This is a genomic window from Nocardioides sp. NPDC101246 (genome assembly GCF_044767415.1).
In the GTDB taxonomy this organism is placed as follows: Bacteria; Actinomycetota; Actinomycetes; order Propionibacteriales; family Nocardioidaceae; genus Nocardioides.
Genome location: NZ_JBIWNX010000018.1, coordinates 1 through 26,051 on the forward strand (window position 1 = coordinate 1; position 26,051 = coordinate 26,051).

At 69.0% G+C, this 26,051-nt stretch carries 28 protein-coding genes; 12 read left to right on the plus strand and 16 right to left on the minus strand.

Features of this window, described 5'->3' with window-relative positions; genetic code table 11:
* Nucleotides 1-99 precede the first annotated feature (99 nt).
* The 5 genes from ACIRON_RS26200 to ACIRON_RS26220 all read left to right on the plus strand — a co-directional run bounded on the left by ACIRON_RS26200 (nt 100) and on the right by ACIRON_RS26220 (nt 5,039).
* Entirely contained in the window at nt 100-2,061 is a 1,962-nt protein-coding gene (locus ACIRON_RS26200) for a polymorphic toxin-type HINT domain-containing protein (protein WP_402996976.1), read from the plus strand.
* Nucleotides 2,062-2,063: 2 nt separating this feature from the next.
* The gene (locus ACIRON_RS26205) at nt 2,064-2,498 is read left to right on the plus strand and encodes a hypothetical protein (protein WP_402996978.1); all 435 of its coding nucleotides are present in this window, start codon (nt 2,064-2,066) and stop codon (nt 2,496-2,498) included.
* 581 nt (nt 2,499-3,079) lie between these two features.
* Entirely contained in the window at nt 3,080-3,667 is a 588-nt protein-coding gene (locus ACIRON_RS26210) for a hypothetical protein (RefSeq protein ID WP_402996980.1), read from the plus strand.
* A gap of 125 nt (nt 3,668-3,792) precedes the next feature.
* Nucleotides 3,793-4,569: a nucleotidyl transferase AbiEii/AbiGii toxin family protein gene (locus tag ACIRON_RS26215; RefSeq protein WP_402996982.1), complete on the plus strand. Its 777-nt coding sequence runs from the start codon at nt 3,793-3,795 to the stop codon at nt 4,567-4,569.
* 134 nt (nt 4,570-4,703) lie between these two features.
* Entirely contained in the window at nt 4,704-5,039 is a 336-nt protein-coding gene (locus ACIRON_RS26220; RefSeq protein WP_402996984.1) for a YnfA family protein, read from the plus strand.
* Here ACIRON_RS26220 and ACIRON_RS26225 read toward each other — a convergent pair.
* The 8 genes from ACIRON_RS26225 to ACIRON_RS26260 all read right to left on the minus strand — a co-directional run bounded on the left by ACIRON_RS26225 (nt 5,014) and on the right by ACIRON_RS26260 (nt 12,023).
* Nucleotides 5,014-6,024 (minus strand): M56 family metallopeptidase, encoded by a 1,011-nt coding sequence (locus tag ACIRON_RS26225; protein WP_402996986.1) that lies wholly within the window; start codon nt 6,022-6,024, stop codon nt 5,014-5,016. The two genes, ACIRON_RS26220 and ACIRON_RS26225, sit on opposite strands and share 26 nt — an antisense overlap.
* Complete coding sequence (locus tag ACIRON_RS26230) at nt 6,021-6,401, minus strand: BlaI/MecI/CopY family transcriptional regulator (RefSeq protein ID WP_402996988.1); 381 nt, start codon at nt 6,399-6,401, stop codon at nt 6,021-6,023. Before ACIRON_RS26230 ends, ACIRON_RS26225 begins: the two co-directional genes overlap by 4 nt.
* Nucleotides 6,402-6,411: 10 nt before the next feature.
* Nucleotides 6,412-8,433 carry a heavy metal translocating P-type ATPase gene (locus ACIRON_RS26235; RefSeq protein ID WP_402997267.1) on the minus strand — a complete coding sequence of 674 codons (2,022 nt, stop codon included), beginning with the start codon at nt 8,431-8,433 and terminating at the stop codon, nt 6,412-6,414.
* 74 nt (nt 8,434-8,507) lie between these two features.
* Nucleotides 8,508-8,864, minus strand: a complete 357-nt coding sequence (locus ACIRON_RS26240; protein WP_402996990.1) for an ArsR/SmtB family transcription factor — start codon at nt 8,862-8,864, stop codon at nt 8,508-8,510.
* Nucleotides 8,865-8,914: 50 nt separating this feature from the next.
* The gene (locus ACIRON_RS26245; protein WP_402996992.1) at nt 8,915-9,535 is read right to left on the minus strand and encodes a vitamin K epoxide reductase family protein; all 621 of its coding nucleotides are present in this window, start codon (nt 9,533-9,535) and stop codon (nt 8,915-8,917) included.
* A complete protein-coding gene (locus tag ACIRON_RS26250; protein ID WP_402996994.1) occupies nt 9,532-10,194 on the minus strand; it encodes a DsbA family protein in 663 nt (220 codons plus the stop codon). The genes ACIRON_RS26245 and ACIRON_RS26250 overlap by 4 nt, the downstream gene beginning before the upstream one ends.
* A 65-nt stretch (nt 10,195-10,259) precedes the next feature.
* Nucleotides 10,260-11,576, minus strand: coding sequence for a hypothetical protein (locus tag ACIRON_RS26255; RefSeq protein ID WP_402996996.1), 1,317 nt, complete (start codon nt 11,574-11,576; stop codon nt 10,260-10,262).
* 3 nt (nt 11,577-11,579) lie between these two features.
* Nucleotides 11,580-12,023, minus strand: a complete 444-nt coding sequence (locus ACIRON_RS26260; RefSeq protein ID WP_402996998.1) for a hypothetical protein — start codon at nt 12,021-12,023, stop codon at nt 11,580-11,582.
* A gap of 145 nt (nt 12,024-12,168) precedes the next feature.
* Here ACIRON_RS26260 and ACIRON_RS26265 point away from each other — a divergent pair, with 145 nt between their 5' ends.
* The 6 genes from ACIRON_RS26265 to ACIRON_RS26290 all read left to right on the plus strand — a co-directional run bounded on the left by ACIRON_RS26265 (nt 12,169) and on the right by ACIRON_RS26290 (nt 16,221).
* Nucleotides 12,169-12,507 (plus strand): ArsR/SmtB family transcription factor, encoded by a 339-nt coding sequence (locus ACIRON_RS26265; RefSeq protein WP_402997000.1) that lies wholly within the window; start codon nt 12,169-12,171, stop codon nt 12,505-12,507.
* Nucleotides 12,508-12,596: 89 nt separating this feature from the next.
* Nucleotides 12,597-13,442, plus strand: coding sequence for a cation diffusion facilitator family transporter (locus tag ACIRON_RS26270; RefSeq protein ID WP_402997003.1), 846 nt, complete (start codon nt 12,597-12,599; stop codon nt 13,440-13,442).
* Nucleotides 13,439-13,702: a hypothetical protein gene (locus tag ACIRON_RS26275; protein ID WP_402997006.1), complete on the plus strand. Its 264-nt coding sequence runs from the start codon at nt 13,439-13,441 to the stop codon at nt 13,700-13,702. The genes ACIRON_RS26270 and ACIRON_RS26275 overlap by 4 nt, the downstream gene beginning before the upstream one ends.
* Nucleotides 13,703-13,711: 9 nt before the next feature.
* Nucleotides 13,712-14,434: a sulfite exporter TauE/SafE family protein gene (locus ACIRON_RS26280; RefSeq protein WP_402997008.1), complete on the plus strand. Its 723-nt coding sequence runs from the start codon at nt 13,712-13,714 to the stop codon at nt 14,432-14,434.
* Nucleotides 14,435-14,631: 197 nt separating this feature from the next.
* Nucleotides 14,632-15,135, plus strand: a complete 504-nt coding sequence (locus tag ACIRON_RS26285; protein WP_402997011.1) for a hypothetical protein — start codon at nt 14,632-14,634, stop codon at nt 15,133-15,135.
* A 66-nt stretch (nt 15,136-15,201) separates the two neighbouring features.
* Entirely contained in the window at nt 15,202-16,221 is a 1,020-nt protein-coding gene (locus ACIRON_RS26290) for an App1 family protein (protein ID WP_402997013.1), read from the plus strand.
* Between the two features lie 56 nt (nt 16,222-16,277).
* On the opposite strand, the gene ACIRON_RS26295 is transcribed toward ACIRON_RS26290, so the two are convergent.
* The 5 genes from ACIRON_RS26295 to ACIRON_RS26315 are packed head-to-tail and all read right to left on the minus strand — an operon-like array spanning nt 16,278 to nt 22,491.
* Nucleotides 16,278-17,123, minus strand: a complete 846-nt coding sequence (locus ACIRON_RS26295; RefSeq protein ID WP_402997016.1) for a PaaX family transcriptional regulator C-terminal domain-containing protein — start codon at nt 17,121-17,123, stop codon at nt 16,278-16,280.
* A complete protein-coding gene (locus tag ACIRON_RS26300) occupies nt 17,120-19,492 on the minus strand; it encodes a bifunctional salicylyl-CoA 5-hydroxylase/oxidoreductase (RefSeq protein WP_402997019.1) in 2,373 nt (790 codons plus the stop codon). Before ACIRON_RS26300 ends, ACIRON_RS26295 begins: the two co-directional genes overlap by 4 nt.
* A 10-nt stretch (nt 19,493-19,502) precedes the next feature.
* On the minus strand, nt 19,503-21,146 hold the full coding sequence (locus ACIRON_RS26305) for an AMP-binding protein (RefSeq protein ID WP_402997022.1): 1,644 nt from the start codon (nt 21,144-21,146) through the stop codon (nt 19,503-19,505).
* Nucleotides 21,143-22,048, minus strand: coding sequence for an acyl-CoA thioesterase (locus tag ACIRON_RS26310; RefSeq protein ID WP_402997025.1), 906 nt, complete (start codon nt 22,046-22,048; stop codon nt 21,143-21,145). Before ACIRON_RS26310 ends, ACIRON_RS26305 begins: the two co-directional genes overlap by 4 nt.
* Nucleotides 22,045-22,491: a cupin domain-containing protein gene (locus tag ACIRON_RS26315; protein WP_402997028.1), complete on the minus strand. Its 447-nt coding sequence runs from the start codon at nt 22,489-22,491 to the stop codon at nt 22,045-22,047. Before ACIRON_RS26315 ends, ACIRON_RS26310 begins: the two co-directional genes overlap by 4 nt.
* Nucleotides 22,492-22,578: 87 nt before the next feature.
* On the opposite strand from ACIRON_RS26315, the gene ACIRON_RS26320 reads away from it, so the two are divergent.
* A complete protein-coding gene (locus ACIRON_RS26320) occupies nt 22,579-23,016 on the plus strand; it encodes a RidA family protein (RefSeq protein ID WP_402997030.1) in 438 nt (145 codons plus the stop codon).
* Here the strand turns inward: ACIRON_RS26320 and ACIRON_RS26325 are convergent.
* From ACIRON_RS26325 to sodN, 3 genes are all read right to left on the minus strand, one after another.
* Nucleotides 22,973-23,953, minus strand: coding sequence for a bile acid:sodium symporter family protein (locus ACIRON_RS26325; protein WP_402997032.1), 981 nt, complete (start codon nt 23,951-23,953; stop codon nt 22,973-22,975). The two genes, ACIRON_RS26320 and ACIRON_RS26325, sit on opposite strands and share 44 nt — an antisense overlap.
* A gap of 98 nt (nt 23,954-24,051) precedes the next feature.
* Complete coding sequence (locus ACIRON_RS26330) at nt 24,052-25,455, minus strand: glycoside hydrolase family 28 protein (RefSeq protein ID WP_402997035.1); 1,404 nt, start codon at nt 25,453-25,455, stop codon at nt 24,052-24,054.
* Between the two features lie 191 nt (nt 25,456-25,646).
* Nucleotides 25,647-26,042: a superoxide dismutase, Ni gene (sodN, locus tag ACIRON_RS26335; RefSeq protein WP_402997038.1), complete on the minus strand. Its 396-nt coding sequence runs from the start codon at nt 26,040-26,042 to the stop codon at nt 25,647-25,649.
* Nucleotides 26,043-26,051: the final 9 nt, after the last annotated feature.

The window sequence follows — 26,051 nt, forward strand, 5'->3', positions numbered from 1 at the left end:
TGGACTACCATCCTGAACGAACTGACCGTGGCCTACGGCGACCGCCTAGGCCCTAACTAAGTCAGACCGAAGAACACAGTCGAGAAGACAGACCCCACGGTGGCGGTTGACACGGTCTCCGGGACTGCGGATGCGGCCCTGGCGGGGATCGAGGGCACCTACACCTACAGTGACGCTGGCGAGCTGTTGGACCGTCCAGTGGCGGGTGATGTGCAGCGTCTGGAGTGGGATGCCGAGCACCACCTCGCCGGTGTCGACCCGACCAGCGAGACGGCCGCGGATCAGACGGCTGTTTACGACACGGCCGGCGCCCGCCTCCTGCGCCGGGTTAGCGAGCCGGGCGCCGGGACGGTCACGACGGTCTATCTACCCGGTGGCGTGGAGTTGGTCCACGACAGTGCAAAGGACACCGGCGCCGGCCTCCAGACCGGTGAGGTGACCCCGCGACGCGACTACTCCTTCGCGGGCCAGATCATCGCCACCCGAACCGGTGTGAACCCAGCTGATGTGACGACTTGGTCGGTCGATGCCCACGGCACCCCCGAGTACGCACTCGGGAACGCCGAGTCCGCTGCTGCGACCGCGCAGGACGAGTCCCTGCCACAGCGGCGCGAGCGACCTTTCGGTGCCGACCGCGGTACGGCCCCCGACAGGGCGACGTTCCCGGGGGAGAAGGGGTTTGTCGGGTCTACTCGGGATGAGGGTGTGGACCTGTTGCAGGTCGGCGCGCGTCCCTACGACGCCGTGTTGGGGCTGTTCATGACCACTGACCCGCTGGTCGATCCCGCGGACCCGGCCTCGCTGAACGCGTACTCGTACGCGAACCAGAACCCGATCACCTTCAGTGACCCGTCCGGTCTGGCGGCTGCTTGTATCCGGGAAGGCACCTGTGGTGCGTCTTCGAAGGGGACTCCGCAGGCGAATTCTGACGGGACGCTCAACGCGAACCCGTTCGACGACGGGTATGTCGGAACGCCCGCGGCTGAGATCGCTCCTGTGGTGAATCCGCCTCGGGAGGTCTACGAGCAAGCGGTTGCGGTCAGCAATGGGTACGGCGATGGGAAGCGGCCCGACAAGTTGTTCCCGCATCAGGGACACACTCTTGATGCTGACCAGGTCATCGCCGCGTACCTCGGGCAGCGCCCGGAGTTGTGGTCCGACGACTTCGAGACCGTGTTGACCGTGCTCGTCTTCGACCCTTCTGCGTGCAACGGGGAAAGTGCGGCCGCGTGCACCTTCGAGGTCGTCACCGTGATCGGAGTGACCAAGCCCCTCAAGTACGTCGATGACGCCTTCGAGATCGCTGGCAAAGCCATCAAGAAACGCCCCTCCAAGACCAAGGACGCCGCAAGCGGCGTAGGCAAGACCTGCAAGTTCAACTCCTTCAGCGCCGACACCCTCGTGTTGATGGGCGATGCGTCGAAGAAGAAGTTCAAGGATCTCAAGGTCGGCGACTTCGTGATGGCCCAGAACCCGATCACCGGGGTCAAGGGGCCACGACTGATCACGGCGGTCTGGATGCACAAGGACTCGCTCTACGACCTCGAGGTCGAAGGCCGAACTATCGTGACGACCGAGGACCACCCGTTCTGGTCAGTCACCGATCAAGCGTGGGAAGGCGCTGAAGACCTGGCGGTCGGTGAGGTCGTCCTCACCGCTGACGGGGACACCGGCCGGGTGACCGAGGCGGTTGACTTCGAGACGCGTCGCGTGGCGGACGCCTACAACCTGACCGTTGATGACCTGCACACCTACTTCGTCGGCGCTGAGTCAGTACTCGTCCACAACGATGACTACAACCAGGCGATGAGGGACGCTTTGGCATGGCTTGAGGAGCGTGGCTTTCGGGCCGAGCAGCCGACCTTGGGTAGATTCGGAGACATTAAGGGCAAGCCGATCGGCCGGCAGACGGCCAACGGGAAGATCGGCTTCCGGGTGGAGTTCGACGAGCGAAGTGGCGCCCACGTCAACGTGTGGAACGGCAAGGAGAAGGGTCCTCACTTCACGTTCGATGGAAGCGCGAAGACCGTAACCAAGATCCAGGGACAGTTCGGGTGCTGATGATGTCTGAGAACTATTGGGAGACCGAGGTGTACGGAGTCACTCCGCTTGCTGGGTTGGAGCGCATCGACGCAGATGACGTCTTCGAGTGGCTAGGGGAATCTATGCCTGTCGAGGGCTCACGAATCAACTGGCTCGAAGCGCGGGGGAAACACACCCACAACCACCTTGATGATGAAGCGGAGTTGCTCGCGCGAGCGACTCGAGAAGTGTTGCGGAGGATCGAAGGGGGCTCAAGAGTCGAGCATGCCGGTGACAGTCTGTCGCCGTTCGGAGTCCGGTTTGGTGGCGAAGAAGCAAGTTCCATCGTCGCAGCACTCCTTGAAATCCCAGAGCATCACTACTTCCTCGATGTGCACAGAGGGTGGCTCGTGGTTGTCAGTAGCGAGGGCGATCTCGACACCCTTGACCGGCTCGGGACTGACGCTGAGTCATAATCCGTCCTTCGCTGATCCTCGACGATCAGGCCCGTCGCTGAGCGGCGCCGGGGCCGGACTGCTCCACGGAAACTCCGCGCTTTGGGTTTCGAAGTGTGCCGAGCTGACGCGTTATAGTCCGAGCTGAATCATCAACTGACGTTGGGCATCGGCGCAGGTCGAGGCGAGATTTCCCGAAGCAAGCTGAATGATCGGGCCGTGAGGTCTCAGTGGCACGAGAAGGCCAGGGGTTCGAATCCCCTCAGCTCCACCAACCAAGAACCCCGCCTGACCTGCGAAAATGCAGAGATCTAGGCGGGGTTCTTGCTTGTTTGTGCTGCCGTTACTCCGAGGATTCCCCTCGAGCCGTTCAGACGGGCCAATCCGGCCTCATCTGCGACGGTCCCTAGGTGGTGCAGGTAGATGTTTGTCGTCGCGATTGAGGCGTGCCCCATCCAGGCCTGAACGGTGGTCGCGGGCACCCCCTTCGCCGGCCATGGGTCTGTGACGTAGGGCGTTGAAGTTCAGTCATGGTGACTGACCACCGCCCGCCATGGATCAAAACCATACACACTGACTTCGAGCGTGTATGGTTTTGATCCATGGCGGGATTGGAATCGCTCCCTGCGACGTTCACGGCCCGGGCGGCCCGCGGGATGGAGGTGCATCCCCGGGACCTGTATCGCTGGCGAGACAGGGGCGAGGTCGTTGAGCTGTCTCGAGGTGTGTTTCGCCGAGCGGATGCGCCGGAGCCGACCTATCCGGACCTGTTGGCAGTGGCGATGCGGGCGCCACGGGCGATCGTGTGCTGTGTGAGTGCTGCGGTGGTTCATGGGCTGAGTGACGAGATGGAGCCGACCGTCCAGATCGCGGTCTCCACGGCTCAGAACGCGCCGCGCATCTCCTATCCGCCGACCACAGTGTTCCGGTTCGATGCCGAGACGTTCGAGGTCGGCCTCTCGCGGGTGGAGGCGGCACCGGGAGAGTTCGTGCGCATCTACGACCCGGCGCGAACAGTGGTGGACCTGATGCGCCTGCGACACCGACTCGGCGAACCGCTGGCTCATACAGTGCTGAACCGATACCTGGAACGCCCAGGCAACAGACCCGCACCAGTGCTCGAGTACGCCACTGTGCTCGGCGTGGTCGGGCCCGTGCGGCTGGCGCTGGACATCGCGGGGGCACGATGAACAGGCCGACGAGGGAGACCGCTTCCGGACGGGCATACCTGGATCTGCAGAACCGCGCCCGCAGGGAAAGACGACGCACCCAGGACCTGCTGACGATGTACGTCGTGGAACGATGGCTGGCTCGGATGAGCGCATCGCAGTACGCCGGTGACTTCGTCCTCAAGGGCGGGATGCTCTTGGCGAGCTTCGGGAGTCGGCGGCCGACCACCGATGCGGACGCGCTGGCTCGAAACATGCCGGCCAATGAGAACGCTGTCGCGGCCCGGGTCGTCGAGATCGCAGGTCTGGCGGATCCGGACGACGGAGTCATCTACCTGGCCGAGACTGTCAAGGCAGCGGTGATCCGAGACGATGCGCTCTACTCGGGCGTCCGCGTGACCATGGACGCGACATTGGGCACGGCGCAGTTGAAGCTCAAGCTGGACATCAACTTCGGCGACCCGGTCACGCCGGAGCCGTCAGTGATCGAGTTGCCCGCGCTGCGACCTGACGCGACGCCGGTGCGGATCTTGGGGTATCCGATCGCGACCGTGCTGGCGGAGAAGATCTCGACCGCGATCGATCTCGGGCCAGCGAGCACGAGAGTGCGGGACTGGGCCGATATCTACACCCTGGTCACGGCACATGACCTCAGCGGTGCTGAGATGCGCACGGCGGTGGCGGCAACCATGGACTTCCGAGGCGTCGACGTCCGACCGTTGTCTGCCGCGGTCGGTGACCTGGTGAAGGTCAGGGCCTCGGCGTATGTCGCGTATCGACGCGGCCTGGGTGTCGATGGTGTGCATCTCCCCGCGACCTTCGAGGAAGTCGTGGACATGGTGGTCAGGTTTGCCGACCCGGTGCTGAATGTCGGGACCCCGGGCGCTGTGCAGTGGAGGGCGGAGGCCCGGGCATGGTCCTGAATGCTGTCGCAGTGTGCGCGCGGACTCCGCTTGCTGCTGAGTGCCGTTGGATTCCCCCCGGATGTCCCCCGAGCTGTTCAGGCGAGCCAATTCGGCCTCGTCTGTGGCCGCGAGAGGTTTGACAGGATGACGCCGTGGACACGCTGAAGTCGATCGCCCTGTTTCTCGCTGCCGCGGTTGCCGAGATCGGAGGGGCCTGGTTGGTGTGGCAGGGCGTACGCGAGCAGCGCGGTCTGGTCTGGATCGGCGCCGGTGTCATCGCCCTCGGCATCTACGGCTTCGTCGCCACCCTCCAGCCGGATGCGAACTTCGGACGCATCCTGGCTGCGTACGGCGGTGTCTTCGTCGCCGGCTCGCTCGCCTGGGGCATGGTCCTCGACGGCTTCAAGCCCGACCGTTACGACGTCATCGGGGCGCTGATCTGCCTGGTCGGTGTCGCGGTCATCATGTATTCGCCCCGCGCAGGCTGAGCACCGCCGTTCGGGTGTCGCCCGCGCTCAGGCAGCAGTGGTGTGCGTCGCTGACTCCGCCGGGCACCAGGGCGAGGGTGACCGGGGTCGAGGCGACCAGGACGATGGCTGCTGCCAGTGCCGCGATGGAGATCCGTCGGAGCGGCTGGTGCGGTCCGACCAGTCGTTGCGCGCGCTGGACGACGTCGGAGCCGGTGGCGGCGAGAGCGACCGACGCCTGCGCGGGCCGATTGGCCAGGGCGAGCTCGTACAGCGCCTCGGCCAGTGATCGGCGATCGTCCACGGCGACGGCGTCGTCGGCGTGCATCTCCGCGAGGAGGGCGATCTGCTCGTGGGCGACGCGGAAGAACCCGATGAACGGAAATGCCCGGCTCAGCGCAAGCGCGCGAGCGACCAGGCGAGCGTGGTGCGAGCTCAGGTGGGCGTGCTCGTGCCGAAGGACCAGGGTCATCTGGGCGGCGGTGAGGGTCTGCAGCGCGCCTCGGGTGACGACCACGGTGTCGGAGGTCCCGGCGCGTCGCTCACCCTGTACGCAGTAGACGGCCGCGGCCGCCTGGTCGAGGACCACGACGCCGTCCTCCGGGTGCTCGGCCACCAGCTCGAGGCCGGCCAGGTGTGCTCGCCGGGCGCGCAGGTCTCGGCGCCGCTGGCTCCACAGGGCAACGGCAAGACGTCCGCCGACGACGCCCAGGAGCACGACGCTCGCCGTCGTCAGGATGGCGCCGGCCACGGAGGCGTACTGGTGCTGGATCCCGACGACGCACGCGCGCAGAACCTCCCCGATCGCCGCGGCGGCGGACAGTCCGGGCATGGTGAGAGCGACCATGCCGAGCAGGAGCGCCGCGATCGCCGCAGCGGCGAGCGTCTGCCACAGGGCGATACCCAGCCGGGGGGCCCGGTGGAGCACCGAGAGTCGAGGGAGCAGGTGCTGCCCGGCGTACATCGAGGCCGCGGCGAAGGCGAGCAGCGCGATCGTGCCGGTCATCTCGACCCGTCCTGGTGCGGCGACCTGTCGGGGTCGGTGACCACTCGGCGCAGCGCCTCCAGCTCGTCGGCGTCGAGGTGCTCGACGAAGTGGAGCAGGACGTTCGCGCGGTCTCCGCCGTCGGCGAGCACTTCGCCGAGCAGCGAGGCGGTGTGCTCCTCACGTGTCGTCGACGGCGAGTAGACGTAGGCCCGCCCCTGCCGCTCGCGCCCGAGGAACCCCTTGCGGTGCAGGTTGTCCATGACGGTCATCACCGTCGTGTAGGCGATCTTGCGGTCCTCCGCCAGCGAGTCGTGCACCGCGCGCACCGTCTGTGGCGCGTCGCCGGACCACATCCGCTGCATGATCGTCGCCTCGAGAGGGCCCAAGCCGCGCATCATCACTCCTTCACGTACGAACCGCCATCGTAGCTGCGGGCGCACCGACCGGCGGCTGGCCGGTCGAGCTCGCCCGCGGCAGCGTCAGGTCGCGCACCTTCGCGGCACGCAGCCCGTTGAGGATGACCACCACCTCCGCGAGCTCGTGGACGAGCACGACCTCGGCCAGTCCGAGGACGCCGACCAGGGCGAGCGGGACCAGCACCACGATGATGGCCAGGGCGAGCGCGATGTTGCCGGTCATGATGGCTCGACCCCGCTTGGCGTGATCGAAGGCGAGCGGGATCTGGCGCAGGTCGGTCCCGGTGAAGGCGACGTCGGCCGACTCCACCGCGGCGGCCGACCCGGTGACGCCCATCGCGATGCCCACCGTCGCGGCGGCCAGGGCCGGGGCATCGTTGATGCCGTCGCCGATCATCGCCGTCGGAGTCGTGGCGACCGAGGACTCGATGGCCGCGGCCTTGCCGGCGGGCAGCTCCTCGGCGCGTACGTCATCGATCCCGACCTGCGCGGCCAGGGCGCGCGCGGTGCGCTCGTTGTCGCCGGTGAGCATCAGCGACCTGATGCCGCGCTGGTGGAGCATCGCGATCGCCTCGGCGGCTTCGGGCTCGAGCTCGTCCCGGACGCCGATGACGCCCACCGGGACGTCGTCGGCCTCGACGACGATGACGCTCATGCCTCGTTCGGCCATCGAGTCGGCCGCCTCGCCGAGGATCGTCCCGGGGGAGACCCAGCGCGGGCTCCCCACACGTACGCTGCGTCCCTCGGCGATGCCCCGGAGGCCGTGGCCGGCCAGCTCCTGCACGTCGGCAGCCGGTGGTACGCCGGGTCCGGCGCTACGCACGGCCTCGGCCAGCGGATGGGTGCTGGTCGCCTCGACCGCGGACGCCAGGCGCAGGACGTCGTCCTCGGACCAGCCGGCCGCTCCGGTCACCTCGACCACCGAGGGCTGGTTGCGGGTCAGGGTGCCGGTCTTGTCCAGTGCGACCGCCCGGATCGTGCCGAGCTGCTCGAAGGCCTGGCCGGACTTGATGATGACGCCGAGCTTGCTGGCCGAACCGATCGCGGAGATCACGGTGACGGGCACCGCGATCGCCATCGCGCACGGTGAGGCCGCCACCAGGACGACCAGGGCACGCTCCACCCACACCAGCGGGTCGCCGGTGAGGAGCCATCCGAGCAGTGCCACTCCGAGGGCGAGCACCAGAACGGCCGGGACGAGCGGCCGGGCGATCCGGTCCGCGAGGCGGGCGCGGTCCCCCTTGCGGGCGTGCGCCTCCTCGACGAGCCGCACGATCTGCGTCAGCGAGTTGTCGCGGCCGTCGGCCGTGGCCTCGATGCGGAGGGTCCCGCCGCCGTTGACGCTTCCCGCCGGGACGGGGTCGCCGGTGACGACCTCCACGGGGATGGACTCGCCGGTGACGGCCGAGGTGTCGATGCTCGAGCTGCCCTCGACCACGATGCCGTCGGTCGAGACCCGCTCGCCGGCGCCGATGAGCAGGACGTCGTCGCGGCGTACCTCGAAGGCCTCGATGGTCCTCGCCTGGCCGTCGCGCTCGACCCTGGCCGTGTCGGGGATCAGCGCGAGCAGGGCGCGCAGGCCGTGCTGGGCGCGGTCCATCGCCCGGTCCTCCAGTGCCTCGGCGATCGAGAACAGGAACGCCAGGGCCGCTGCTTCGCCGATCCGGCCCAGCGCGACCGCACCGACCGCGGCGATCGTCATCAACAGCCCGACACCGAGCTTGCCTCGGCGCAGTCGGCGCAACGCACCGGGAACGAAGGTCCAGGCGCCTGCGGCCAGCGCGCCGGTCTCGAGGACGAGAGCCACCGTGTCCTGGCCGAGCCAGCCGGCCAGGAACCCCAGCGCGAGCAGGATCCCCGACACCGCGGGCCACAGCAGCCCGCGATCACGCCACCACGGAGTCAGCTCCTCGTGCTTCAACGGCTCCTCGGACAGCGACTTCGGGGCGCAGCAGTCATCGTCCTCGGTGTGGGTCTGGGGGAGCCCACCCACCGGCGAGAGCGACAGCATCATCGGCTGCTGAGGTCCGCCGTGCGCGTGACCGGTGTCGCCGTCGGACTCCTCGGGCCCGCAGCAGTGGCGGCTCACCGGTCCGCCTCCGCGGCGCAGCAGCCGAGCTCGCAGCCGGCGTCCTCGCAGGCGAGGCCCTCGTCGACCGCGAGCACCACCTTCACCAGCGACTCCAGCGCGGCGGTCAGATGCGGGTCCGCGATCCGGTAGCGGGTCTGACGCCCTTCAGGCTCGGCCACGACGAGGCCACACCCGCGCAGGCAGGCGAGGTGGTTCGACACGTTGGTGCGCGTCAGCTCCAGGCTCCGGGCGAGCTCCGCGGGATAGCCCGGAGCCTCCAGCAGCGCCGTCAGGATGCGTGCACGCGTGGGATCGGACATGGCACGACCCAGGCGGGTCATCACGTCCATCCGCGAGGCAATGGTCAGCATGCGCTGACCATACAGCGAATGCTGAACAATCGGGAAGGTGGCCGGGTGCGTCAGATCAGCGTCGACCAGTAGTCCCAGAAGCGGACCGCGATGAGCGCGAGAATCGCCAGGAAAGCCGCCAGGAGGATCGGGGCGTGCCATACGTCCGCGACCTCCGCAGCCCTGCTGCGGGCGGCCCGCTCCCCGAAGACTCCGTGGCGGAGGTTGTGCAGGGTGACGTACCAGAAGGTCGGGACGACCACGATCCACACGACCATGCAGTAGGGGCACAGTGCGCCGATGCGGTAGAGGCTCTGGAAGATCAGCCAGGCGATGAACGCCAGCCCTGCCGTAACGCCTGCCTGGAGCCCGAGCCAGAACCAGCGTCGGAACCGGGCTCCCGCGAGGATCGCCGCGCCGGTGGTGATGAGCACCGGAAACGCCGCCACGCCGATCAGCGGGTTGGGGAAGCCCAGCACCGCGGCCTGCGCCGACTCCATCACCGACCCGCAGCTGACCACGGGGTTCAGGCTGCAGACCGGCGTGTACGAGGAGTCCTGCGCCAGCTTGAAGCGCTCGATCAGGAGGGCTGCCGCCGCGACGAGCCCGATGAGGCCGCCCAGGATCAGGCCCCAGCCCATCGCGGTGCTCGCGGCCGGGGAGCCCTCCTGCGTCGAGGATGCGTCGTTCACTGCGCGAGCGCCTCGTCGAGGACGCGGTCGAAGTCCTCCGCCGTCTGCGGCTGGAACGGCTCGCCGTCGACGAAGAAGGTCGGCGTCCCCTGCACGCCGAGCTCGGTGCCGTCGTCGATGTCGCGCTGGACTCGGGCGGCGACCTCCTCGGAGGCGTAGTCGGCGTCGTACGTCTTCATGTCCAGGCCGATCTCCTCGGCGAAGGAGCGGAAGAGGTCGTCGTGGGGCGTCCGGGCCTCGCCCCAGGTCGCCTGGGTCTCGTACATCTTGCTGTACATCGCCTCGAACTGACCCTGTCGGCCGGCGGACTCGACCGCTCGCGCCGCCCGCTCGGAGTTGAAGTGGCCGGGCAGCGGGAAGTAGCGGACGACGAAGGTGACCTCGCCGGCGTACTTCTTCCGTATGTCCTCGACGATCGGGTACGCGGCGCCGCACGCCTCGCACTCGAAGTCGAGGAACTCGACGAAGGTCACGTCGCTGGAGCCCTTCTCGCCGAGCATCCGGGCATCGGGGCGCGTCAGCGCGTTCTCCTCGGCCGGGGTGTCCGCAGCGGGAGCGGGGCGCTCTGCCTCGCCTCTCGACGAGGCGACGATCAGGGCCACGATCGCGGCGATCACCAGACCCGCGACGACGGCGGTGATCTTGGTCTGCTTGGACACGGTTGCACTCCTCCTGAGAACTACTACTAGCGGGAATAGTAGGCGACGCCTGGTCACCCCTCGGGTCAGCCGCTGAACAGCAGGTAGAGGCCGCCGACGGTGTAGACGAGCATCACGACCAGAAGTGCGAGCTGCCCGGTCGCCTGATGGCCTCTCGGGAGCAGCCTGACGGCACGATCGTGGGCGGCGATGACGCCGAGGATGTGGCCGGCGAGCACCGCGAGGACCTTGATCGTCGCCAGGGTCGTGGGCTGCTCGGAGAGGAAGTAGACCGCGGTCCAGTCGGCGGTGCCGAGCAGGTTCGCGCCGGTCACCATCGGGTCGCTGAGCTGGATGAGGACCTGCTGGCCGAACTCCAGCAGGAGCGTGAGGTAGTGCGCGATCACGTAGCCGACGATGATCGGCACCACCGAATGGGCGAACAGGGCCGGCAGCTGCCTACGTCGCAGATCGGCCGGGACGGCTGTCGCCATCGTGCCCAGCGAGAACGTCACCCCGACGAAGACGCAGAACGCCAGCAGTGTCAGTGTGCCGAGCAGCGTCATGTCGATCAGCACCGCCTGGGAGAACCTGACCCAGTGCTGGGAGCGGCTGAAGCTGTCGTACGCCGTCGAGCCCAGCAGCACCGCGACGACGGCGACCCGGCTCGGGCTCGGCGCGAACGCGTCGAGATGGACGAGCGGCCACTGCCACACGAGCTGCCCGTCGCTGCGCCGGCCCACTGGTGAGAGCTGCGCGATCAGCGTCGAGTACGCCTCGAACGGATCGGCGCGCTCGAACCACACGTCGCCGAAGACCGCGGCCCCGATGATCAGCGCCGCCGCCCAGACCGCGAACCAGGTCTGGACGGTGGTCAGGTAGTTCGCCTCCTCGTTGACCAGCTCCAGCCAGACGAAGGCGAACAGGCCGACCGTCGCCGGCCAGTATCCGACCCATGACGGCAGTGCGACCAGGCCCTCTCGTGGTGAGGTCCCGGCCACCTTGGCGATGCCGAGATGGAACGTACGCAGCGGGCTGATCGCCCGCCATACCGGACCGAGCACGAGCGACGCCGGGACGAGGCCGACCCACAGCAGCACGTAGACGATGCCGAAGATCGGGTTCAGGGCGAGATCCGGTCCCCAGATCATCGCCCAGGCGGCGTAGCCGACCAGGACGATCCCGATCACCCTGGCGACGATCGACAACCAGGTCGACTCGATGAGGCCCGCGAGCGGGGCGGGCAACGGGCGGCCGGCGCCGGCGCCGTCGAACCGAGGTCGCCGCCAGGCCACCAGGAGCACCCCGAAGCTGATGACCAGGGCGACCCCGGCGCCGGTGATGGCGTAGCTCGCGGGGATCGGCAGGTCCTGCGCCCCGCCGATGCCGTGCGTGGGAAGCATCGTTCAGCGGACTTCCAGCTGCACGACGAGCTCGCCGGACTCGTGCTCCTCGACGTCGATGAGGCCCGGGCGCTCGATGGTCACCTGGAGCGTGGTCGTGCCGTCGACGAACTCCGGTGTCTGCTCCGGGCTCGAGTGCACGTGCAGCCCGCCGGCCCGATCGGAGGTGACGACGAACGTCACCGGCACGCCGACCTGGGCGCTGATCCGCTTGCCCGCAGGGGTGACCTCGGCGCCCTTGATGGCGACCTCCACCACCGGGCCCGCGGGCTCTGCCGGTCGCTCTGATGCCGGTGGCTCGGCATGCGCCGACGACTCGGGAGTGCTGGTCGCCGGGGCTGAGGTGGCGCCGTCGCTCGGGCGAGTCGTCGGCGAGGTCTCCTCCCCGCAAGCGGCGAGTCCGGTCAGCATGGCGAACGCCAGGCAGAGGGAAGCGATCGGCTTCATCGAAGCTCTCTCTCGGTTGTGCGATCGGTGGTGGGTCGAGCCCGGGAGATACTACTATCGTGGATAGTAGATGGTGGGCCGGGTCCTCCGTGATGCGACAGATCAATCTATTGCTGAATTCATGATCTGATGTACTGTCGTACGCATGACCACCGATGTGAGTCCCGGATCGATCGATGCGCTCGCCCGTTTCGGGCATGCGCTCTCCGACCCCACGCGGGCACGGATCCTGATGCGGCTGCGTGAGCAGCACGACTACCCGGCCGAGCTCGCCGACTCGCTCGGGGTGAGCCGACAGTCCATGTCGAACCACCTCGCCTGCCTGCGTGGCTGCGGCCTGGTCGTCGCGGTGCCCGAGGGTCGCCGCACTCGCTACGAGATCGCCGACCGGCGGCTGGCCCACGCTCTGGGTGACCTGCAGGAGGTCGTCCTCGTCACCGACCCCGCCATGTGTGCTGCCGCCGACTCGGACGGAGCCGCCTGATGGGCGCGGGCCACGGGCACGGTCATGGGCACGGTCATGGGCATGGTGCCGCCGCCGGGCACGTCGGCGGCCGGTATCGGAGCCGACTCATGGCGACCTTCTTCCTGGTTGCCGCCTTCATGGTCGTCGAGCTCGTCTTCGGGCTCCTGTCGGGCTCGCTCGCACTGGTCTCGGACGCCGGCCACATGGCGGCCGACGTCGTCGCTCTCGGCGCCGCGCTCGTCGCGACCCGGATCGCCACCAGGAAGGACACCACGGGCCGGCGCACCTACGGCTCCTACCGGGCCGAGGTCTTCGCCTCCGGGCTGACCGTCCTGATCATGCTCGGCGTCGCGGCGTACGTGGTGGTCGAGGCGCTGGGCCGGATCGGCGAGGAGGTCGAGGTCGCCACCGGGCCGATGCTCGTCGTCGGCGTGATCGGGCTCGCGGTCAACGTGATCTCCATGCTCCTGCTGCGCGAGGGCTCCGCCGAATCGCTCAACGTCAAGGGCGCCTACAACGAGGTCATCGCCGACGCCGCCGGAAGCGTCGGCGTCATCGTGGCGGGCATCCTGGTCGCCACGACCGGACTCCCGCTCTGGGATGCCGTCGTCGCGGTCGCCATCGGCCTGTTCGTCGCGGTGCGCGCGGTTGTCCTCGGTCGTCAGGTCTTGGCGGTCCTCGGCCAGGAGGTCCCCGAAGGTCTGACCCTCGAGAACGTCGTCGCCGACCTCGAGGCCGTTCCGGGGGTGAGTGACGTACACGACCTCCACATCTGGGCCCTCACCTCCGGCATGAACGTCGCGACCGCCCATCTGGTGCTCGCGGTCGAGGCCGACGGGCAGGCCGTACGCACCCAGGCTCAGCAACTTCTGGCCAGCCGGCACCGCATCGAGCACGCCACGCTGCAGACCGAGACCGAGATGAGCCCGCAGTGCCATGAGGTCACCTGGTGACGAAGTCGCGAGGTCCTGTCCTCGACACCTCCAGGCCAGAGGTGATGTACGCCGTCGCCCCAGGGGTGGCAGGGTTCACCAGCCTGGTGAACGTGACCGGGGGCGCAGCGATGTCGGTGCCCGCCGGGGTCGATCCCGACGGCCTGCCTCTCGGCGCACACTTCTTCACCGACCTCGGTGGCGAGCCGCTGCTGCTGTCCCTGGCCGGCCAGCTCGAGCGGGTCGCGCCGTGGCCGCGGCATGCGCCGCGCGCCGGCTGAGCAGAACCGATGTCGGCCGAGCTGCTCCCCCTCATCGGGATCGCGTTGCTGGTGTTCGTCATCGCCGCGCTCGTGCAGGCGGTGACCGGTTTCGGGTCCGTCCTGGCGGCCGTGCCCGGCCTGCTCCTCGTGACTGACCCTGCCCGCGCTGTCGTCGTGGCGACGATCGTCAGCTGGATCCTCACCACGGCTGTCGCGCTGCGTGAGCGCGCCCATGTGGACCGCCGCGACGGCCTGCTGCTGACCCTGACCGGGATCGTGGGGATGCCGGTCGGGTTGGTGCTGTTGGCGGTCGCCGACGAGCGCCGGCTCTCGGCCGGTATCGCCGTGGTGATGCTGGTCCTGGTACTGCTGATGGCGATCAGGCCGCAGATCGGCCGCCGTGGCATGCCGGTCGCCGGCATCGTGAGCGGCGTACTGCTGACGTCCACCGGGATGAACGGCCCACCCCTGGTGATGGCGCTCGTCGACCGGGAGCCGCGGCGCTACCGGGCGACCCTGCAGGCGGTGTTCGCCGGTCAGGATCTCGTCGCGGTCGCTGCCTTCCTCGTCCTCGGTCACATCGACTCGGAGGTCCTCCTGCTCTCCCTCGGCGGCGTGGCCGGGCTGCCGGTCGGATGGCGGCTGGGCGACGCGCTCTTCCGCCGGGTGTCCCCGGCGCAGCTGCGACCGCTCGTCATCGCGACACTCGTCATCTCGGCCGCGGCGGTCCTCGTCAGCGCCGTGATGTGACCCGGATCAGGTCGTTCGAGTCCTGACGTCGTCCTCGCCGACCTCAACTACGCGGCCTGGTACGCCACCACCTGATCGCGATGCGCGACGGCGTCGTCGACACAGCCCGGGTGCGCTGCGCCGGGAGTAGCATGGGCGTGCGCCGTGTGCTTCAACCGGGGGCGGCGCAGTCGCCGGCCAACACACCGGAGGGTCCTGTGAACAAGGCCTTGCTGAACTCACTGACCGAGAAGGAAGCAGCACTCGTCCGTGAGGCGGACCCTGCTGCTCTGCGCGAGCTGGACGAGGACCAGCTGCTCGAGCTCCATGAGCGGGTGAGACGCGAGCGCACCAAGCACCTGAAGGTCTATCGTCGCGGTGCCAGCGCCGAGGTGGAGGCTGCCGGAGGGCGCGGAAAGGCCTACGACCGCAACCAGCGCGCCAGGGCCAAGGCGGAGGTCTTCGAGTCCGTGCTGGCCCAGGTCAGCCGACAGGTCGGCGCTGCGGCGAGGAAGGCCTCGCAGGAGCTGCGGGCCGAACGCCTCGCCGAGGCGCGGGCCGCCACCAGCGCAGGACCAGCTCGGACGGCTCCCGTGAACGACGGTGGCACGCCGGTGCCCAGCACTCGGCGTAAGGCGACCCGGACAACGGGAGGCCTCAAACGGGACGCTTCCTCTCGTGCGCAGGGCGCCCGTCGCCAGGGTGCGCGCGACGCGCGCTGAGCTCGCCGACGACTCTCTCCGGATCCCCGAGCTGTCCGGACGGGGCCGGACCTTAGGCTGTGGCCCATGTCGGCAGGTCAATGGGTTCGCGGAGTGGAGCGCGCGTGGGACGCGGCGAGACGCCGCCGGGCGGGCTCGCGGGTGCCGGCCGACTTTCGGATCAAGTGCTACGGCGGGCACGGCGGTGTCGAGGGGATCGTCGTACGCGGCCGGGTCGTCGACGATCCGCCGCCGTCGGTCGCGGAGGAGGGCGAGCGGGTGGGGGCCGCCGTACGTCGGACGGTCCGCCATTTCCTGACCGACGAGCTGCCGGGAGTGCCGCTGCGGGTCACCGTGGGCGACGCCACGGCGGACGTGGTCACCGACGACGAGGGCTACTTCGTGGCACGGCTGCGGCCGAACCCGGAATCGCTGGAGTCCCCGTGGACCCTCGGCACCGTCGAGCTGGCCGGCGAGTTCCGCGGCGTGACCGGCGCCCACCGCGCCACGGTGGAGGTCCGTGTGCCTGCCGCTGACGCGCAGTTCGGCGTGATCTCCGACATCGACGACACGATCCTCGAGACCGGGGTGCAGCGCATCGGACGCATGGTGCGACAGACCCTCACCGGCTCGGCGCTCACGCGCACGCCGTTCCCGGGCGCGCCCGAGCTCTACCGCGACCTTGCCGCCCGTGCGAACCCGGTGTTCTACATCTCCTCCAGCCCGTGGAACCTGTACGCGTTCCTGGATGCCTTCGTGCGCCACCGCGACTTCCCCCGCGGGCCGCTGCTGCTGCGCGACCTGCTCGGCAACGCCGATGGCCGGGAGTCCAAGACCGGGCGCATCGACGAGGTCCTCGCCCTCCACCCCGGCCTGCAGTTCGTCCTCCTGGGCGACTCCGGTGAGCATGATCCGGCGACGTACGCCGACACCGTCCGCCGACATCCCGGCCGGATCCTCGCGGTCTACATCCGCGAGGTGCGGCTCGATCCTCACGACGGCAGGGTCGAGAGCGTGTGGAGCACCATGGGCGACGAGGTGCCGCTCGTGCTCGCTGCCGACAGCGATGCGGTACGCCGCCACGCCACCGGTCTCGGACTCCTCTGACATGCCCTGACACGACGTCCTAGGTCCGGATCCCGGGCATCGATGGTGCGGGTTCGTCAGGCCGACGGCCAGTGGGCGCTCGCATGCGCGAGGGCGGGCTTCTCGAGCACGTCCACCAGGCGCTCGAACAGCGCCACGGCGGCGGGAGCGCTCCAGTCCGGGGCGAGGACGTCGTGGGGCAGGCCAGGGTCACGGAAGGGGAGCTTGCGCCACCGGCCGACGACGTCGAGGTAGGTCACGAAGGCGTCCTGGCCCGACGGGGTGGCCTTCTCCAGCCGGGCGGCGAGAGCGTTGTGGGTGGCGATGAAGTCACGGTAGCTCTGGTCGATCGCCTCGAGGTCCCAGCTGCTGTAGAGGAGCTCGGTGAGGTCCTGGGTGCCGTGGTAGCCGCCGACGAAGATCGCGGCGTAGGACTCGAGCCCGAGCTCGGTGACCGCCCGCTCGGCCGCGTCGCGCATCCGCGCGGGCGCGATCCACAGCGCGGTTCCGACGTTGCCGAAGCCGAGGTGGGAGAGGTGGGCACGCAGCTGGTGTCGCTTGGCCCGCATCGACTCGGGTACGCCGAAGTTCACGATGCACCAGCCGTCGGCGAGGTCCGCGGGCGTACGAGCGTGCCAGATCACCTCGTCGCCGGCGGCGAGCGTGCTGCGCGCGGTCGAGGTCAGCGCGTAGCCGCGGGTGCCGGCGCGGGTCTCGGAGTCGAGCCAGCCGTTCCGCTTGAGGCGGTGGACGGCGGTGCGTACGGAGGGGGCGTCGAGCCCGACCTGCGCGAGCAGGTCGATCGCGCCGGCGATCGGCATCCAGTCTCCGAGCGGGCGCACGACCGCGCCGAGGAACGTCACCACGGTGGTGCGCGATCGTCGGTTCTGCTGGCTTGCCGGTGCAGCCTCCGCCGTAGTCACCTGGGGCATTCTGCCGGATGCTCCGCCGGGGTCCCGCGGGTCCACCGCACGTGGACCTGCTCGGTCTCCCCGGTCCTGAGCAGCTGCAGCCGAGGCGGGATCTTGTCGCTGCGCGACGTCGGCGGCTTGCGCTGCCCGGCGGCCCACGGGAGCGGCCAGTCGGCGCCGTCGCCGTGGTAGTCCTGCTCGGCAGCGGCATGCAGCGTCCAGCTGGGATCGAACAGGTGGGTGCGGCCGAGCGCACAGAGGTCGGCACGGCCCGCGAGCAGGATCGAGTTGACGTCGTCGTACGAGGAGATGGCGCCCACGGCGATCACCTTCGCTCCCGCGGGCTCGGCGACCCGGTGACGGATCTTGTCGGCGAACGGGGTCTGGTAGGAGCGCCCGAAGGCGGGCTTCTCGTCCTTGCTCACCTGGCCCGACGAGACGTCGATGGCGGCTGCTCCGTGCTCGACGAAGGCGCGGGCGATCTCGACCGCGTCCTCGTCGGTGTTGCCGTCGGGCATCCAGTCGGTCGCGGAGATCCGGACGGTCACCGGAATATGGGCCGGCACGGTCGCGCGGACCGCGTCGAAGACCTCCAGGGGGAGGCGGAGCCGGTTGGCCAAGGGTCCGCCATAGGCGTCGTCGCGGTGGTTGGCGATCGGGGAGAGAAACGAGCTGAGCAGGTAGCCGTGCGCGGCGTGGACCTCGATCAGGTCGAAGCCGGCGTCGACGGCGCGCCGCGCCGCCGAGACGAAGTCCGCGACCACCTTGTCCAGGTCGGCGCGGGTCGCCTCGCGCGGGACATGACAGCCGTCGCCGTACGGCAGCGGGGAGGGGCCGATGACCTCCCAGTTCTCGTGGTCGAGCGGCTCGTCCATGCCGTCCCACATCAGCTTCGTGGAGCCCTTGCGGCCCGAGTGGCCCAGCTGCATCCCGATCCTGGCGGTGGAGTGGCGGTGCACGAAGCCGGTCACGGCTCGCCACGCGTCGCGCTGCGCGTCGGTCCAGATGCCCGGACAGCCGAGGGTGATCCGGGCCTCGGGGGAGACGCAGGTCATCTCGGTCATCACCAGCCCGGCGCCGCCGAGTGCCTTCGAGCCGAGGTGGACCAGGTGGAACTCGTCGGGGACGCCGTCGGTCGCGGAGTACATGTCCATCGGCGAGAGCACGACCCGGTTCTTCAGCTCCAGCTCGCCGATCCGGACCGGCTGGAACATCGCCGGTGCCACCTCGGCGCTCCCCTGGTGGCGGGCGAACTCCGCCTCCATCCGGTGCGCGAAGTCGGCGTCGCGCTCCTTCAGGTTCTCGAAGGTGATCCGGCGTGAGCGGGTGAGCAGGTTGAAGACGAACTGGGCAGGGTCCTGGTCGGCGTACATGTCGATGTCCTCGAACCACTCCAGCGAGGCCTGCGCGGCCCGCTGGGTCGACTCCACCACCGGCTTCCGTTCGGTCTGGTACGCCTCGAGCGCCTCGTCGAGGGAGGGGTGCTCGTGCAGGCAGGCGGCGAGGGCGAGGGCGTCCTCCATGGCCAGCTTGGTGCCGGAGCCGATCGAGAAGTGAGCGGTGTGGGCCGCGTCGCCGAGGAGCACGACGTCGCCGTCGTACCAGTGCTCGTTGCGTACGGTCTGGAAGCTGATCCACCGGGAGTTGTTGGTCAGGATCGCGTGCCCGCGGAGCTCGTCGGCGAAGATCTCGCCGATCCGCTCGACGGCGTCCTCGTCGCGGTCCAGGCCGGCGCGGCGCCAGACCTCCTCGCGCATCTCGACGATGAACGTCGAGCCGCGCTCGGAGAAGGGGTAGCCGTGGATCTGCATCGTGCCCCACTCCGTCTGCTTGACGAAGAACTGGAACGCCTCGAAGACCAGGTCGGTGCCGAACCAGATGTACTTGTTCCTGCGGCGGTCCAGGCTGGGGCCGAACCGGTCGGCGTACTTGGTCCGGACGGCCGAGTTCACCCCGTCCGCGGCCAACACCAGGTCGTAGGAGGCGCGCAGCTCGTCGGGGTCCGGGGCCTCGGTCCGGAAGTGGACGGTGACCCCGAGCTCGGCGACCCGCTCCTGGAGGATCTGGAGCAGGTCCTTGCGAGACATCGCGGCGAAGCCCTGGCCGCCGACGGTGAACGAGTGGCGCGCGCCCTGCCGGTCGGTGAGACCGACGTCGATGTCGGTCCAGCGGGCGAACAGCTCCTCCATCCGGTCGTGCACGACCGGGTCGGCACCCTCGATGCTGCCGAGGGTCTCGTCGGAGAAGACCACTCCGAAGCCGAACGTGTCGTCGGGGGCGTTGCGCTCCCAGAGCGTGATCTCGTGGCCAGCGTCGAGGGTCTTCATCAGCGTGGCGAAGTAGAGCCCACCGGGTCCGCCCCCGACGATCCCGATCCTCATGACTCAGCCCTCATGTCCCGCTCTCCGACGCGATCATCTGGCGCAGCTTGAAGTGCTGCAGCTTGCCGCTGGTGTTGCGAGGGAGGGACGCGACGAACCGGACGTGGCGCGGGTACTTGTAGGGAGCCAGCCGCCCCTTGACGTACTGCTGGATCTCCTCGGCCTTCGCGGCGTCGCCGTCGACGCCCTCGCGGAGCACCACGAAGGCGCAGACGATGGCGCCCCGATCCGCATCGGGTCCGCCGACGACGCCCGCCTCGACCACGTCCGGGTGCGTGCCCAGCGCCTCCTCCACCTCGGGGCCGGCGATGTTGTAGCCCGAGGAGACGATCATGTTGTCGGTGCGCGAGCGGTACCAGTAGTAGCCGTCCTCGTCGCGGACGAAGGTGTCGCCGGTGACGTTCCAGCCGTTCACGATGTAGCCGCGCTGGCGCCCGTCGTCCAGGTAGCGGCAGCCGACCGGGCCGATCACGGCGAGCCGCCCCTCGACGCCCGGTCCGACCTCGTTGCCGTCGGCGTCCAGGATGGTGGCGCGGTAGCCGGGCACAGGCTTGCCGGTCGCCCCCGGCCGGATCTCGTCGCCGGCCGCGGAGATGAAGATGTGCAGCATCTCGGTGGCACCGATGCCGTCGATGACCCGCAGCTCCAGCTCACGCTCGAGCTCCTCCCAGGTCACCTGGGGCATGTGCTCGCCCGCGGTGACGGCGACGCGCAGCCCCTTGAGCTGCTCGATCGCACCGGACTTGAGGATCTGCTTGTACGCCGTCGGCGCGGTCGCGAGCACGGTGACGCCGTGCTCCGCGATCAGGTCGGCGAGCTGGACCGGCGAGGCGGCCTCGGTGAGCAGGGCACAGGCCCCGGCCCGCAGCGTGAAGACGACCAGCATGCCGAGCCCGAAGGTGAACGCGAACGGCGCGGTGCACGCCACGACGTCGCTCGGCTCCAGCCGCAGCGTCGCCCGGCCGAAGGTGTTGTCGATCGAGAGGATGTCGCGGTGGAAGTGGGTGGTGATCTTCGGGACGCCGGTCGTCCCCGAGGTCGGTCCGAAGAGCGCGACGTCGTCGGCCGCGGTGTCGACCGCGGTGAAGTCGGCGGGCTTGGCCAGGATCCGGCGGGTCAGGTCGTCCTCGGCGTCGCCGCCGTAGGCGACCACGGTCAGGTCGGGCGCGACGGCGTCCCGGACCGCGTGGACGTCCTCTACGAACCGGTGGTCCACGAGCGCGACCGTGGGCCGGGTCCTCTCGACGATCGGCCCGAGCTCGGTCGCCCGCAGCGCGGCCATGGTGGTCACCACGATCCCGCCGGCCTTCAGCACACCCAGCCAGGCCGCCACGGTCCACGGGTTGTTCGGGGAGCGCAGCAGCACCCGGTTGCCGCCGACCAGACCGAGGTCGTCGACCAGTACGTGGGCGATCTGGTTGGCCCGGGTGAGCAGCTCACCGTAGGTCCACGCCGTGCCGTCGGGGGTGCGCAGGGCAGGGCGGTCCGGACCGTGGGCCGCGACGGTCGCGTCGATCAGCGCGGTCGCCGCGTTGAGGCGCTCGGGGTAGTCGAGCAGCGGCGTGGTGAACTCCAGCGTCGGCCACTGCTCCGCCGGCGGCAGGTGGTCGCGGGCGAACGTGTCCTGGTGGCCCGACGGGGCGAGCCCGGTCATGACGACGCCCCTGCCGCGCGGATCATGCCCTCCTGGACGACGGTCGCGACGTGCACGCCGTCGGTGGTGAAGAACCGGCCGATCCCGGTGCCGCGGCCGTCCTCGACCGAGACCGCCTCCTGCGCGTAGAGCAGCCAGTCGTCCATCTGGACCGGCCGGTGGAACCACATCGCATGATCGAGGCTCGCGGTCACGAGCCCTTCGTCGGCCCAGGCCAGGCCGAGCACCCGCAGGGCCGGCTCGAGGATCGTGTAGTCGCAGACGTAGGCGAGCGCGGCGGTGTCGCGCTGCTGGTCGGTCAGGCCCTCGACCGGTCGGAGGGTGTCGTACGGCTTGACCCAGATGGCCTGGTGCGGCGACCGCTCGCCCTCGACGGTCAGATAGACCGGACCCGGCACATGTCGCATGTCGAAGCTGCGCCCGTCGGACCAGTACGCCTTGGAGGTCTCGGTCATCGTCCCGCCGGTGCGGTCGGCGAGATAGGCCGCGGACGTCGGCACCGTCTCGGGACCGGGTACGTCGGCCGGCATCGTCACCTGGAAGCTGCCGCTCGGCTCGCCGGCGGCGAAGCTCGCCATGCACACGTACACGGGCTTGCCGTTCTGGAAGCCGCGGACCTGGCGGGTGCTGTAGCCGCGGCCGTCGCGCAGCACCTCGACCTCGTAGCGGACCTCGGCGCCGATGTCGACGGGGCGCATGAAGTAGGAGTGCATCGAGTGCATCGCCTTGCCGTCGGTGACGGTCCGGGACGCGGCGACGAGCGCCTGCGCGACCATGTCGCCGCCGTACGCCTTCGGCCACGGGCACGGCTGGGTGGTGGCGGTGAAGGCGAGGTCGAAGACCTCCGGCTCGCACTCCTTGAGCGTGACGGCGTCGGTGAACGTCTGAGAATCGGCGGTCATGGCCGGTCGGCCCAGTCGCGTAGGTCGGCGTCGTCGACCTGAGGAAGGTTGATGACGATGTTCTCGGGGGTGCGGGTGGTCAACCAGGTCAGCGGGTGGTTGCGGTCGAGGTTGCACTCGACGTGCGGCAGGAACGGCGGCACGAAGACCCAGTCGCCCTCGGACATGTCGAGGTAGTCCTCGAACTTCTCGCCGAAGTAGATCCGGGCCCGACCCGACAGCACGTAACCGCCGGTCTCGGCCTCGCCGTGGTGATGGGGGACGGAGCGGTAGCCGGCGAGGTTGTGCACCTTGCCGAACCACAGCTTGGTCGCGGGGGTGTGCTGGATGCTGACGCCGCTGATCCGGGTCGCGCCCTCGCTCTGCTCGGTCAGGTCGGGCTCGAAGCCGGCGCGGGTCACGACCGGGACGACGAGACCAGAGGTGTCGGAGGTGGGGTCCATGTGAGGTCCTGTCCGTTCGATTCAGGATGTGTTTCATTTTCTGCACGAACGTTGTAGGAATGTCAATAGATGCCCTACGGTCGAATCATGAACACGGACCTCACGCCCGTAGCCGTCAACCCCGCGGCACTGCCCGCGCCGCGCGGCTACTCGCACGGCACGCTCAGCGGCAACACCCTCCATCTCGGCGGGCAGACCGCCCTGGACGAGAACATGCAGATCGTCCCCGGGGGAATCGTCGAGCAGTTCCGGCAGGCGTTCGGCAACGTCCTGACCACGCTGCGGGAGGTCGGCGGCATCCCCGAGGACCTGGTGTCGATCACGATCTTCCTGACCGACATCCCGGACTACCAGGCGCACGGCAAGGAGATCGGTGCGGTCTGGCGCGAGCTGGCCGGCCAGGTCTACCCGGCGATGGCGGGGATCGGTACCACCGCGCTGTGGCAGCCCGAGGCGATGATCGAGATCCTCGGTGTCGCGGTCATCCCCGACGATCGGCTGGTGCGGCCTCCGTCTGCGAAGTGACCTCGTCGCCTCGGATCGGCCGCCGCGACCAATAGCTCGCCAGGATCGAGCCGGACACGTTGTGCCATACGGAGAAGATCGCGGCAGGCAGCGCCGCAGCAGGTGAGAAGTGGACGGTGGCGAGCGCGGCGGCCAGCCCCGAGTTCTGCATGCCCACCTCGATGCTGATGGCGCGCCGGCTCGAGACCGGCATGCCGCAGACCCGCCCGACGGCGTACCCCAGGGCCAGGCCGGCGACGTTGTGCAGGACCACGGCGAGGACGACCAGGAGGCCGACGGAGAGCAGCGTGTCGGCGCTGCCGGCCACGACGGCGAGCACGACTCCGGTGATGCCGGCGACGGAGATCAGCGGAAGCACATCGATGACCTTCTCGATGAGGCGCGGCAGCAGCAGCCGGAGCACCAGACCGAGCAGGACCGGGACGAGCACGATCTCCACGATCGAGACGAACAGGTCGCTCGCGGAGACGGGCAGGTCCTCCCCGATCAGGAGGAGGACGAGAAGGGGTGTCAGTACGGGAGCGAGCAGCGTCGACACGGAGGTCATCGCCACCGACAGCGCGGTGTCGCCACGGGCAAGGAACACCATGACGTTGGAGGCGGTGCCGCCGGGGGCGCAGCCGACCAGGATCATGCCCGCGGTGAGCACCGCGGAGAGGCTGAGTGCGTTCGCGATGCCCGAGCCGAGCAGCGGCATCACGGTGAACTGGGTGGCGACTCCCAGCAGCAGAGCCCACGGTCGCCGGCCGATGATCGCGAAGTCGGCAGGCCGCAGCGTCATGCCCATCCCGAGCATGATGATCTGGAGGAGCAGTGGCACCTGGGCGGCCCACCCGTCGAAGGTGCTGGGCGTGGCCAGGGCGATGGCGCCGGCGACCAGGACGATCAGGGCGAACCATCGCCCCACGAAGGCGCTGACCTGTCGGACTGTGTTCATGTTCTTCCTTCCGAGAAGATGGGTACGGACTCGACCCGATGACCACGCCCGCCGCGATCCTCGCAGGAGGTGCGCGGCGGGCGGGGTGCGGGATCGGATCAGGAGAGCCAGTCGAGCTCTCCGTCGACGTACTGGTCGCCGAACCGGACGTCGTCGAAGCGCAGTTCCTCGACGTTCTCCAGGACCATCGGTGTCTCGACCTGCTCGACGGTGACGTCACGCAGGGTGACATCGCTCAAGGGGGCGTCGGCCGGACCGTGGATCTCGAGCCCGGTCGTGGCGGAGGCGACGGTGATGTCGGAGAAGACGATGTCGCGGTAGACCGGTGGGTAGTTGCCGCCCAGCTCGCCGGGGTAGTCGAGCTGGAACCAGATGAAGTTCTCGAAGCTGCCGATCTCCATGTCGCTCACCCGGATGTGCTCGACCGTGCCGCCGCGGTCGAGGTTGCCCTTGAACCGGATCGCCGAGGCGCCGTCGCGCAGCACGTTGTCGGTGAAGTAGACGCCCTTGATGCCACCGGACATCTCGCTGCCCAGGGCGATGCCGTCCTCGCCGCCCATGTCGTTGCGGCGGATCACGACGTTCTCGCTGGGCCGGGCGATGGTGCGTCCGTCGAGGTCGCGTCCCGACTTCACGACCACGGAGTCGTCGCCGGTCCGGAAGCGGTTCTCCTCGATCAGTACGTCGGTGCTGGAGTCGACGTCGATCCCGTCGTTGTTGGCCCGGTGGCTGTCGACGTCGAGCCCGCGCACCGTCGCCTGGTCGGTGTAGACGAGGTGGTTGATCCAGAACGGTGAGTTGGTGACCCGGTAGTCCTCCAGCAGCACTCGCTCGGCGTGGAAGAACTGGACGGCGCTCGGTCGCAGGAACGTACCCTTCCCGAAGACGCGCTCCTCGACGGGTACGCCGTCGAAGCCCATCTGGCGCAGTCGCAGCTGATCCGGCTTCTCCTGTTCCTTCCAGGAGTGGAACTCGGAGTCCTCGTTGCCGTCGATGGTGCCCGAACCGGTGATTGCGACGTCGTGCACGTCGTTGCCGTAGATCAGCGGTGAGTAGCCGTCCAGCTCGGTGCCTTCCCAGCGCGTACGCACCACCGGCAGGTAGTCGTCCGTGTCGGTGCCGAACAGCAGGGTGGCCCCGTCGGAGACGTGCAGGTCGATGTTGCTCGCCAGGTGCACGGGACCTTCGGAGAGCCACGTTCCTTCGGGGAGTACGACGCGGCCGCCGCCGTCGGCGGACGCCTTCGCGATCGCCGCCCTGATCGCCGGCAGCGCGTCGGTCGTGCCGTCTCCGACGGCGCCGAAGTCGGTGATCTGGTAGTCGCGGTCGGGGATGGAGGGCTCCTCGATGCGGTCGACGATCTTCGCGATCGCGGCAGCATCCGGGCCGCGTACGACCTGGCCCTTCTTCTGGTCTGCGAGGGCGGGGGTGGTCGCGGTCAACGAGCCGACCAGACCGAGGACGAGCAGGAGGGGTGTCGCGCGCTTTCGAATGTGACGCATGCATGCTCCTCGAAGGCTTCCGCGGCGGCCGGGACCACCGCGAGGGGGACTGTGGCACTTGTCACACTAGTGACGTACTTGTCATACGTCTATGCCCTCGGGGGGTGGAGCATGGCGAAAGCCAGGTCCCGGCTGCTCGCCGGAACCTGGCTTCACTGGTGAGCTTCGAGAAAGCTCAGGCCTTCTTGTCCTCAGGCCTTCTTGGTGGCCCAGAAGATCTCGGCGATCTCGTCGATCTTGGCGAGGAGCTTGTCGGCGGTCTCGAGGTCGAGGGTGCCCTTGGTGCCGGCGGCGCCGGCGAGCTTGGTGGCCTCGTTGACGAGGGTGTGGAGCTGGGGGTAGGCCTCGAAGTGCGGGGGCTTGAAGTAGTCGGTCCACAGCACCCAGAGGTGTTCCTTGACCAGGTTGGAGCGCTGCTCCTTGATCACGATGGCGCGGGTGCGGAAGTCGGGGTCGTCGCTGTCCAGGGCCTTGGCGATGACGGCCTTGACGGACTCGGCCTCGATGCGGGCCTGGGCGGGGTCGTAGACGCCGCAGGGCAGGTCGCAGTGGGCCGAGACCTCGATGGTGGGAGCGAACAGACGCATGGTGGTGCC